Raw genomic sequence first — 10,237 nt, forward strand, 5'->3', positions numbered from 1 at the left:
AAAGAGATGCGCGTTGAGGCGCCGTCCGACGAGGGCAGGGAGGCACCGAATAGGTAACCCGATCGATGGCGACGGTGCCGTTGCGGGTGACATCGACGGTGACCATGGCGAAATCGGTGGTTCGCCTTGCGGGCAGCGCCTTGAGTACCCTGCGTTCTGCATCGATGCGCGCAGCATGCCGCCGGTTCTGTCTGGCGACCTGCGCCTCAACGAACTCGCGCCAGGCCTCGATGCTGACGAAATCGCGGCTGCCCCGCCGGCGTAAGGCCTGATCGAGCCGTCGCTTGAGATGGGCATGGGGACCTTCGATCGATCCGTTCTCGTGCGCCTCGCCGCGGTTGTTGCGGGTAGCAAGCATGCCGTAATGACGACACAGCTCGTCATAGCTTCGGGTGAAATCCCGCTGCGCATCGGCGTCGAGGTTTTTGTAGGCGGCTGACAGGGAATCGCTGCGGTGTTCGGCCGGCGCACCGCCCAGCTTCCACAACGCATCCTGCAGGTGCTCCGAAAGGGCGGCAAAGCTCTCCCCGCCCAGCACGACAGCCGCATGCTCCCAGCCACTCGCCGCCAAGCGGAAGTGGTAGAGGCGATAGGCTAGGGTCTCGCCGGCAACGGTGACCTTGAGACTGTCGCATACCGTGAAATCCGACAGGCCCTGCCGACCGGGCTCATGATGCTGCGGGAAGAAGATCTCCTTCTCGCCGCCGTGCAGTGCCCGCCAGCGGGCGATCCGGCGTTCAAGTGTTCGTCGTATCGCATCGGGAACAGCATCCTCGCCGAACTCGTCCTGGAGCGTCTCGAAGACCGTGACGGCAATGATACCGTCGATCTGGAGCAACTCCTCGACGCGTGGCCAGAATGGCTCGAGCGGATCGGCGCGGGTGCGCCAGTGGCGCTCCTTCTTCTTCTGGGACGGGAAGCTGCGGGATCGTTTCTCGATCCGGCGTGCGCTGCGCTCGCTGATACCGGCCTTGGCAGCCGCGACGAGCCTGGGTGTGTTGGCGACGATGGGTCATGAAGAGAAATACCTGCTGATCGGAAATGTGGTGGCCCGGCATCGCAAACCCATCGCTCGTTGTTCGATGAGTGTTCCGATACCACCGCCCGCCACASSCCCGATCMGCCCCCGAAAGAAGGGGAAAAAAGATCGCCACCGGTTGTCTGGTCCGCTCTCCGGTCGGGGCTGCGCCCCTCCCTACGATCAGACCAGACAACCGATCCTACCGGCCATCATAGTCGCCGCTCAACCGGCCATCGTAGTTGTCGCCGCGCAATGTAGCTGATGTCCGTTGCCAGACCTGATTGGGCCGCACGATCGGCAGTTTACGCAACAAGTAAGGGTAGATCTTGTGCCCAGGGGTCGGCTTCGATGTGTTCGGGCGACGGTAGATTGCCTCGATCGCCATCTTCTTCATCAGCGTGGCGACATGCTGGCGGCCGATCTCGATGCCTTCCTGCCGCAGAAGATCACGCAGCATCCGACTACCCGCGAACGGAAATTCCAGGTGCAACTCGTCGATCCGCCGCATGATGGCGAGATCGGCAGGCGGCACCGGTCTGGGCAGATAATAAATGCTGCCCCGGCTGATCCCCAGCTCCCGGGCTTGCCGCGCCAACGGCAGTGCGTGCGAACGGTCGATCATCGTTTTGCGCTCGGCAACAGTCCCGCCTYCCCGAGCGCCTGACAAAAATCGTTCAACCAGCGTCAGTTCACCGATCTTGGCGTGCAGCGTCTTTACGTCGATCRCCGGCGCCGCAGCCTCGCTCCGCGKCTCGCTGCCAAATACACCGGCAGCCCCTTCCAGAAGCTGCCCGCGCCATTGCGTGATCTGGTTCGGATGCACGTCAAACTGCTGCGCCAGCTCCGCCAGCGTCTTCTCGCCCTTCACGGCGGCCAATGCCACCTTCGCTTTGAATGCCGGGCTGTGATTCCGGCGTGGTCGTTTGCTCATCTCTACTCCTGTCACGCGGCCATCCTGGCCGCCGTCAGGCAGAAAATCCACTTATCCCGATGTGCAGTTTTGCCAGGCCACCTCTAAGCTTCGCCCTGCGCAAACGCGGGCGCGGTGGTGAACGCGGAGAGGGAGGCCGCGACGATGGCGGCGGCGACTTTGATCGTCTTCATGGCACTATTCCTTTGGCGATAATCGTGGCGTGGCCGCAGGTCAGGCAGGTAGCTTCGATGCGCGTCAGGCGCACCGATCCTGCCAGCCTTGAGGCCGGGTTCGATCAGCCAAGGAGAGTGGGTGGTTCCGGTTCGGGCGTGAGGTCACTGCCGCGCAGGACAGTGGTCGTCGGCCAGAAAGCCAGGTTCTGCGCTGTTTCGCGGCTTGCGAGCGCGGGTGAATCGTTGCGAACGACCATGGGCACGACGCAACCCATCGCGGCGATACAGGCAAGCGTCATACCCTTGCAGGGTTTCTGCTGAGGCTGCTGCTGCGCCATCATCTTCATGCAGTCTTCGGACATCCCGGTTTCTGCCATGCCGGACATCGCCATAGGCGCGGATACCGCAGGCTGGACGGACGCATAAGCCACCGCCTGCCCGAAAAGGCCGATCAGAGCTCCCAAGAGGAGAAAGAGGCGAAGTGCTCGTTTCACAGCCGCTTTCGGATAAGGTAAATCCAGCTCCGGAGCAACATTATGGTCATTTCGGCAGCCCGATAGTTTCCGGCATACGGGCAGCGACCCATCTTCGTTACAGGTCATCCTACGCATGGCGTCGAATGACAAAGAGGAACTCAGGAAATCGGCTTGTGCGTGTCGATCCCCGTACTCTCATCGGTTTGCGGTGGCGGCGGCGAAGCCCCCCGATCACGGTATGACGGCAAGTCCGGAGCGCCGTTCGGTGTCGGTTTGGCTTGCAGGCGTGCGACCATCTGCTTCATCTCGGCGATCTCACGGACCTGCGCGTCAATGATGCCGTCCGCCAGCTTGCGGACCTCGGGATCCTTGATGTGGGCGCGCTCGCTGGTCATGATCGCGATCGAGTGGTGCGGGATCATCGCCTTCATATAGGAAACGTCATCGACGGTTTCCTGGCTGCGTACGAGCCATAGCGCTATCGCGAAGATCGCTGCACTGCCGACCAGAATACCGAGATTGAGACGGGTATTTTTATACATGCCCCACATGAAGCCTAGCATGATCATCGCCATGACCGCGCCCATAATGAGTGCCATCCAGGCGCGGGTCTGACTAAACTCGACGTGGCTCAGCGCATAAGTGTTGAGGTACATTAGGCCGAACATCACGACGGTAGAGGTCGCTATCATTGCCGCGAACCGGCCATAGCCCATGGCCATGCCGCTCTGTTTGCCTTCCATCTAACGTCTCCTTATCGCGATTAAGTCATTGTCCCCCGCGATCGGTGCCCTCACCGGCATCTCTTTAACTCACCTCATCCCCCGGCATATCCCTCCTCATTCTCTCTGGGGCTGATCGTCGGGCTCTGCGCACTCATGCCGGTGATTGCCGGATAGCTAAATCAAGGAGCCCTTGACCCTGACACGATGTCAGACCCTAGATGAGATGGCGTGAAAAGGAGAACCGGAATGTCCGAGTCCAAATCCACGCCGCATGCCGGCCACGATCATAGCTGTTGCGCGGCTCCAGCGAACGCCAGGGCAAAGGCAGGCGGGCCGGATTATGTGACCGATCCCGTCTGCGGTATGTCGGTGGACCCCAATGCGACCCCGCATCATGCCGATCATGACGGTCAGACCTATCATTTCTGCAGCCCGGGCTGTCGATCCAAGTTTGTCGCCAATCCGAGGGCCTATCTTGATGGCCAACCTACCGACCCCGCGGCATCGCCGGGCGCGATGTGGACCTGTCCGATGCATCCGCAAATTCGCCGCGACGGACCGGGCACCTGCCCGATCTGCGGCATGGCGCTCGAACCCGAAGAACCCTCGCTCGACGATGCCCCCAATCCCGAGCTTGTCGATTTTACCCGGCGAACCTGGGTAGCAGTGCTACTCGCCGTCCCGCTGCTGGCGATCTCGATGCTGGCCCAGTCGGCCCGAAGCTGCGATTTTGGCCAGGTTGAAGAACGAACACTGAACGCTTGATTGATTCTACCAGGACCGTTGCTGACCACCGACCTCGTAGATATCGGCTTCCATGGAGCAATTGTAGCTCTCTGCGATGTTGAACATCTCGGAGAGGAGGCTTTGGATTTCCTCATCAAGGGAAATGCCATCCGGATCGGGGTCATAGGCGACGGTCAGTTTGTAAGTAAGCGCCGACGGAAGGCGGCCTTGTTGCCGGCACCGGAATAGGAAAGCTCGCGGCCTTTGAGGAGGCGTGAGCATGGACATCGAGCAGTCAAACGAGATGGGGTGGTTGCCGCCCTCCCCAGACGGCACTGAGATGTGCCAGGATAGTGGAATTAGGACCACTGAGCGGAAAGGACGGCAATCGTGTCAAAAGATACAATGATCGGCGTGGACTTGGCAAAGTCCGTGTTTCAGCTTCATGCAGCGTCAATGACAGGCGAACCCAAGTTTCGGAAAAAGCTTCCGCGTTCAGCCTTCGCCGCATTTATGGCAGCGCAACCGTCGGCGGTGATCGTGATGGAAGCATGTGGCAGTGCGCATTATTGGGCCCGGGAAATGATCCGGCTTGGCCACGAGGTCAAACTTATCGCACCACACTATGTTAAGCCGTTCGTGAAGCGACAGAAAAATGATGCCGCTGACGCTGAAGCGATCGTAATTGCGGCTCAACGACCAGAGATGCGGTTTGTTGATCCAAAGTCGGAAGAGCAGCAAAGCAGGGCGATTCTATTTCGCGGAAGAGAACGGCTGGTTCATCAACGCACGGAACTGGTCAATGCCGTAAGGGCGGCGCTCTATGAATATGGTCATGTTGTCCCCCAAGGCATAAATCAGCTCTGCAGGATTGCGGACATTCTTGATGAGCTTAACAGCGATTTGCCCGTTTTGATGCGGGAGGAATGCCGAGATCTAYTGGCACAGATCGCTGAGAAAACTGAGCGTATCAATATACGGACAAAGAAGATCAAAGCGCTGGCGGCTGAAACTGACGCGGCCAAGCGGCTACAGACGATTCCGGGAGTTGGCCCTTTAACAGCCTTAGCGGTCGAGGCCTTCGCYCCATCAATGGAGAGCTTCCGATGCGGGCGGGACTTCGCGGCCTGGCTCGGTCTTGTCCCGCGACAATTCTCCTCGGGCGGAAAGGAGCGCCTTGGACGTATTTCGAAAGCRGGTCAGGCYGATATCCGCAGACTGCTTATCATAGGTGCAATGTCCCGTCTGAATTGGATGGGTCGAAGATCGATTCCAGAAAATTCCTGGCTCGCAGATATGCTTGCCAGGAAACCGAGAATGCTTGTGGCAATTGCCCTCGCCAACAAGATGGCCAGAACGATTTGGGCCTGATAAAAAATGGTAATGAATACAGAATTCCGGCGCAGGCAGCAGTTGCATGATCGGCATGCCAACAAGCTTACCTAACGTCGGATGATGGGGGTGTGAGAAGGCGACGACCCGAATGGGCGAAATGAGCGAACAGATCTGGTTCGGGAAAACCAGTTACGAGGCGTGAGCATCCCAGCTCGAAAACGAGATTTGGACTCGAACCGCAGATCACCATACCGGCCAGCGGCTTCTGAAACGCCGCAACCAAAGGCCTGACAGAAGACCGCACTCGATCACTCGCTCTTCGGATCAGAAACTTCTTGCATCACGGGCGGCAACCACAGAAGCCTCGTTCACGGCTGCTTGCTGCTTGTCGGTCGGGATCGACGAGAGACGTTGCGACGTAAAGACATTGAGTAGAGCTGTCTCGTCGTCGGCCAGCTCGTCCTCCTGGGCAGGCGACCCCAGCTGTTTGCATAACGTCGATCATGCGTTGATACGAAGGGCGGCTACCATCCGTGATATTCAGTGCCTTCTGGCCAAGGCGGTAAATCTCATCGCCGATCTGATCGGTATACCGACTGTGATTCGGGGCGTGCCGTTCATAGGCCCGGCAGATCTTAAGTATGCTGAGAGGCGTCTGCGTAAGCGTGTCGACCAAAGGCGCTAATTGATCGTCATTGCTCATACCCAGAATCTTGTAGATGACGGGAACGGCGGTGACGTCCGCTGGGGCATCCATGCAGGCTATACCGATCTTTGATTGAAAAAATAGCTCGATCCGATGTCCGCCAGAACCTGATGGCGGTCAAGATATTGTCACTCTTTTTAAATTTTTCAGGCGGCCGATAGAGACCGAACGCGACAATTATTTTTCAACGCGATCGGTCTTCAACTGAGTCACAATGGCTGGTTGTCGAGGAATCTGGCTTCTTAGGGCATCGTCTGGGATGGCCAGAAAATCGCAGGTTGCACGTGCCGTTACCGATCAAGATAGTCGCTTAGGACCGCGCTAACCAACGTCAGGTATCGACGGAAGCTGCCATCGCGCCTGTTCCGAGCGAACCGTCTCTTAAAAGGGAGCGCCGCCACATCCGCACCAACGGAGTCGCGAACGACGTCTCAGTGGCGGTCGATCTCTTGAAATTTGATTTATCGTTCCCGCATGGCGCACATGCATGCGCCAGGCCGAAATGGATCAAGCTCGCCGATCAATCGGGCCCGCCGTTCGGTTCCTCGATAAACGAGCATTCCCACGATTGTGCGCGAACCATGTCTACCATGTCCTGATCGTACTTGAACAACGGCACGTGCAGGTGCCGGCCCGCCAGCGAGAACGCTCCTTCTTCCCACCGCGGGTCGGCTTCCACGAAATAGCGCAGCTCGATCCCTTCCAGGTGAAGGAGGAGCGCATCTATGTCCGCCAGCTCCCCTCGGGCACGCATCTCGCCGAGCGCAAGCGACAGAAGCGGCAGCGTGATCCGCGCGATCCCTAGCGCGGGATCGAAGATCTCGGGTGCACCGAAGCACGACCGAGCGAGGATGCCGTGCCGGATGTCAGCCACCGCAACAGGCCGCCCGACGGCGGCACTCGCGATAGCTTCCTACTCGGTGACCTCCAGTGCGCGGAACTTCTCCACTTGGCCAATGCCTTCGCGAATGCGATCGGCCAGTCGCTCCGTCAGGCGAGCCCCCTGCGGTGGCAGCGTCCCCTTGGCCTGGATGAGCAGCACAGGCCCGGTCTCGCCAACGACGACGAGGTCGATTTCCCCACCCGCATAATCGTAGCCGGGTCGGAGGAACCAGGGATGCTCCGCCGCAGGAACTCGATTGCCTGGCTGATGAGCACCGGCTCCAGCTCGTGGGAGACGTGGTTCGCATAGGTACGGGCATCCAGCGTGGAGAAGGCGAAGACGGCATTGCGGAGATGGAGGAAGTTCAAGACTAGGATCGGTGAGAAGACGTAGCTCTTCTCGAAGCGCGCGAAGGGCGGGAACTGGACTTGTAACGGATTTGCGCCGGTCACCTGAGCGATTAGAGCTCGCAACAGGAGACCGACGAGATGATCAAGCATACAGAAGAGTTCAAGCAGGAGGCGGTGCGGATTGCGCTGACCAGCGGATTGCCTCGCGACCGGGTCGCATCGGATTTGGGGATAGGGAAGTCGACGCTGGGCAAGTGGGTGTCGCAGTATCGGCCCAGTGATCTGGTTTCAGCGCCGCAGGCAGATCTGGCACGTGAGAATGAACGCCTTCGCCTTGAGAACCGTGTGCTGCGGGAGGAGAGGGAAGTACTAAAAAAGGCCACGCAGTTCTTCGCGAGCCAAAGGCCGTGAAGTTCGCTTTTGTGCATAGCTGGCGGCACCGGTGGCCCGTCGAACTGCTCTGCCGTGTCATGCTTGTCAGTGAGCGCGGCTATCGATCCTGGCGCTCGCGACCGATCAGCCAACGTGCGCGCACGGATATGAAAGTGCTGGCACATATCCGGGAACAGTATCGCCTCAGCCTTGGCAGCTATGGTCGTCCGAGGATGACAATGGAACTCAAGGAGGTCGGCCTCGCCGTTGGCGAGCGCCGGGTCGGGCGCCTGATGAAGATCAACGGGATCAAGCCAGTCCGCACGCGCAAGCACAAGGTTACGACGGACAGTCACCATCGCTTGGGTGTCGCGGCAAACTGGTTGGACGGTGATTTTGCCGCCGATGCTCCCAATCGGAAATGGGCGGGCGACATTACTTATATCTGGACGTCGGAGGGCTGGCTCTACCTTGCCGTCATTCTCGACCTGCATAGCCGTCGCGTCGTGGGCTGGGCAGTCAGTGACAGAATGAAGAAGGACTTGGCGATCAGAGCGCTGGATATGGCGGTGCGCCTGCGCCAGCTCCGGAAGGCTGCTTTTTTCATTCGGATCGTGGCAGCCAATATTGTTCTTACGACTATCAGAAAAAGCTGCAGGCCTATGGCCTGCGTCCATCGATGAGCGGCAAGGGAAATTGCTACGACAATGCGTCCGTCGAGACCTTCTTCAAATCCCTGAAGGCCGAACTCATCTGGCGGCAGAGCTGGCCGACACGGCGTCAGGCAGAAGCCGCCATCTTTCAGTACATCAACGGGTTCTACAACACCCGCCGCCGACATTCATATCTGGGCGGCATCAGCCCGCTCGCCTTCGAAGCCAAGGTGGCTTAATGAGATAGGTGACCGGCACAAAACATGGGATAATCGCGGCGCGATTCGTCCCGGGCATCAGCATTTTGATATAGCTGACAGGGGTGGTTGCCCCCCGATATGATGGAAAAACGGGCTCACGATTGGCACCGGGCCCAAGCATCGCACGGAGAGCAACCATGAAACAGTATATAGGCTTTGACGTTTTCACTAAAAGATACCGCGATTTCCATTCGTCAGGATGGAAAACGGATCTGGCGCGGCAAGTGCGCATCGGATCCCCAGATCCTGGCGCAGATAGTCCGCAAACACGCCCCGCATGCGGAGCGGGTGGTATTCGAGACAGGTCCATTGTCGACATGGTTCTATCATGCATTAACGGCGGCGGGAGTTCCCGCGGTCTGCATCGAAGCGCGTCATGCGCAGAAAATATTGAACGAGACGCTCAACAAGACTGATGCCAATGATGCTGACGGTCTGGCCCAACTGGCAGAAGCCGGCTTTTACAAGGCGGTCAGGGTGAAGTCGTTCGACGCCATGTTGACCCGCACACTGGTGGGCGCCCGCAACCTGTTGCTTACCATCTCAACGCAGCTGAGCAATCAGATCCGCGGGGTCATGAAGACGTTTGGCATCATCGTTCCCAAGGGTACAGGCCGTGTATTCGACGGGAATGTCCGCGAGCTTCTGGACGGCAGGGATGGCCTGGCACAGATCATATTGCCTTTGCTAGAGGCCTGGCGCGACATCCGCAAGCGCGCCGCAGAACTTGATCGTCAGTTGCTCGCCGCAGCCCGGCAAAGCCAGGCAATCAAGCTGCTGATGACGATCCCGGGAGTCGGGGCGGTCACGGCCGTCTCCTATGCTGCGGCGATCGAAGACCCCGCAAACTTCAAACTTCACGCGCGGTCGGCGCCTGGCTCGGGCTTACCACGCGGCGTTACCAATCAGGCGAAGTGGATTATGACGGCCACATCTCGCGGCGAGGCGACAACCATCTGCGCGGCCTCTTATACGAGGCGGCAACGGTCATTCTCACGCGCACCAGCGCTAGCAACCAGAGCGGCCTCAGAGACTGGGGCCTCAGGCTACGCGAGCGGCTGGGCTTCAAGCGCGCCGCGGTCGCTGTGGCCCGCAAACTGGCAGTCATCATGCACACAATGCTCAAAACAGGAGAGGCATTCAACACATCGGCTGGCGTCACCGCATAACCAATTCACCAGCTTAACTTCTCAGCGCGTCAGCATCTGACGTATTGAGGCGTCCCTGCCGTGGACGTGGGTCAGGTCATTCCGCTTTAACGGCTGCAGCTTTTTAAAGACTGCGCACAAAACATAGGAAGACCTTGCCTGCGGAGACCCATCATGCGGCGGCTTTATGCCGACCGCGAAGACAACCCTGCTCCCGGCATACGAACACCCTCGCGCGACACGCCGCATTGAGAAAAACAAGCACAAGGTTGATTAACGTGTCGACGCAATGCCCGACGCGATCAGCCTTCCCATGCCAACCACGCTTGACTGGAGGGACGCGATTATACAACCCGTTCGGGCTTACCTCAAGTCCGTTCGGGCTGAGCTTGTCGAAGCCCTCCACTTCTCTTCAAGAAGAAGGGCACTTCGACAGGCTCAGGGCGAACGGGGAAGGGGGGGGCGTCAGATACTTTCGCCTCCGACTCACAATTCC

General features: G+C 59.0%; 6 protein-coding genes and 5 pseudogenes. 4 read left to right on the plus strand and 7 right to left on the minus strand.

Annotated features, from left to right (window positions below):
• The 4 genes and pseudogenes from istA to BF95_RS23510 all read right to left on the minus strand — a co-directional run.
• A pseudogene (istA, locus tag BF95_RS23495) lies at nucleotides 1-1,058 on the minus strand (IS21 family transposase); the annotation flags it as partial.
• 234 nt (nucleotides 1,059-1,292) lie between these two features.
• Nucleotides 1,293-1,952, minus strand: a pseudogene (locus BF95_RS26840) (IS3 family transposase); the annotation flags it as partial.
• Between the two features lie 277 nt (nucleotides 1,953-2,229).
• Nucleotides 2,230-2,709: a hypothetical protein gene (locus BF95_RS23505; RefSeq protein WP_235209964.1), complete on the minus strand. Its 480-nt coding sequence runs from the start codon at nucleotides 2,707-2,709 to the stop codon at nucleotides 2,230-2,232.
• Between the two features lie 32 nt (nucleotides 2,710-2,741).
• Complete coding sequence (locus tag BF95_RS23510; RefSeq protein WP_200867049.1) at nucleotides 2,742-3,326, minus strand: DUF305 domain-containing protein; 585 nt, start codon at nucleotides 3,324-3,326, stop codon at nucleotides 2,742-2,744.
• A 228-nt stretch (nucleotides 3,327-3,554) separates the two neighbouring features.
• Here BF95_RS23510 and BF95_RS23515 point away from each other — a divergent pair, with 228 nt between their 5' ends.
• On the plus strand, nucleotides 3,555-4,073 hold the full coding sequence (locus tag BF95_RS23515) for a YHS domain-containing protein (protein WP_043155022.1): 519 nt from the start codon (nucleotides 3,555-3,557) through the stop codon (nucleotides 4,071-4,073).
• Between the two features lie 6 nt (nucleotides 4,074-4,079).
• Here BF95_RS23515 and BF95_RS23520 read toward each other — a convergent pair whose 3' ends face one another.
• Nucleotides 4,080-4,322, minus strand: coding sequence for a hypothetical protein (locus BF95_RS23520; protein WP_043155024.1), 243 nt, complete (start codon nucleotides 4,320-4,322; stop codon nucleotides 4,080-4,082).
• A 102-nt stretch (nucleotides 4,323-4,424) separates the two neighbouring features.
• Here BF95_RS23520 and BF95_RS23525 point away from each other — a divergent pair.
• Nucleotides 4,425-5,455: pseudogene (locus tag BF95_RS23525) on the plus strand (IS110 family transposase).
• A gap of 1,140 nt (nucleotides 5,456-6,595) precedes the next feature.
• Here BF95_RS23525 and BF95_RS23530 read toward each other — a convergent pair.
• The gene (locus BF95_RS23530; RefSeq protein WP_037472175.1) at nucleotides 6,596-6,949 is read right to left on the minus strand and encodes a hypothetical protein; all 354 of its coding nucleotides are present in this window, start codon (nucleotides 6,947-6,949) and stop codon (nucleotides 6,596-6,598) included.
• Nucleotides 6,950-6,988: 39 nt separating this feature from the next.
• A complete protein-coding gene (locus tag BF95_RS30485) occupies nucleotides 6,989-7,117 on the minus strand; it encodes a hypothetical protein (protein ID WP_268747201.1) in 129 nt (42 codons plus the stop codon).
• 329 nt (nucleotides 7,118-7,446) lie between these two features.
• Between BF95_RS30485 and BF95_RS23545 the strand changes: the two are divergent.
• Nucleotides 7,447-8,572: pseudogene (locus BF95_RS23545) on the plus strand (IS3 family transposase).
• A gap of 158 nt (nucleotides 8,573-8,730) precedes the next feature.
• Nucleotides 8,731-9,762 (plus strand): annotated as a pseudogene (locus BF95_RS23550) (IS110 family transposase).
• Nucleotides 9,763-10,237 lie beyond the last annotated feature (475 nt).

The organism is Sphingobium sp. Ant17 (assembly GCF_000588875.1).
GTDB lineage: Bacteria > Pseudomonadota > Alphaproteobacteria > Sphingomonadales > Sphingomonadaceae > Sphingobium.

Bases quoted from the DNA above. Each gene is read 5' to 3' on its own strand.
- BF95_RS23505 (WP_235209964.1), bottom strand. From the start codon at position 2,709: ATGACCTGTAACGAAGATGGGTCGCTGCCCGTATGCCGGAAACTATCG.
- BF95_RS23510 (WP_200867049.1), bottom strand. From the start codon at position 3,326: ATGGAAGGCAAACAGAGCGGCATGGCCATGGGCTATGGCCGGTTCGCG.
- BF95_RS23515 (WP_043155022.1), top strand. From the start codon at position 3,555: ATGTCCGAGTCCAAATCCACGCCGCATGCCGGCCACGATCATAGCTGT.
- BF95_RS23520 (WP_043155024.1), bottom strand. From the start codon at position 4,322: ATGTCCATGCTCACGCCTCCTCAAAGGCCGCGAGCTTTCCTATTCCGG.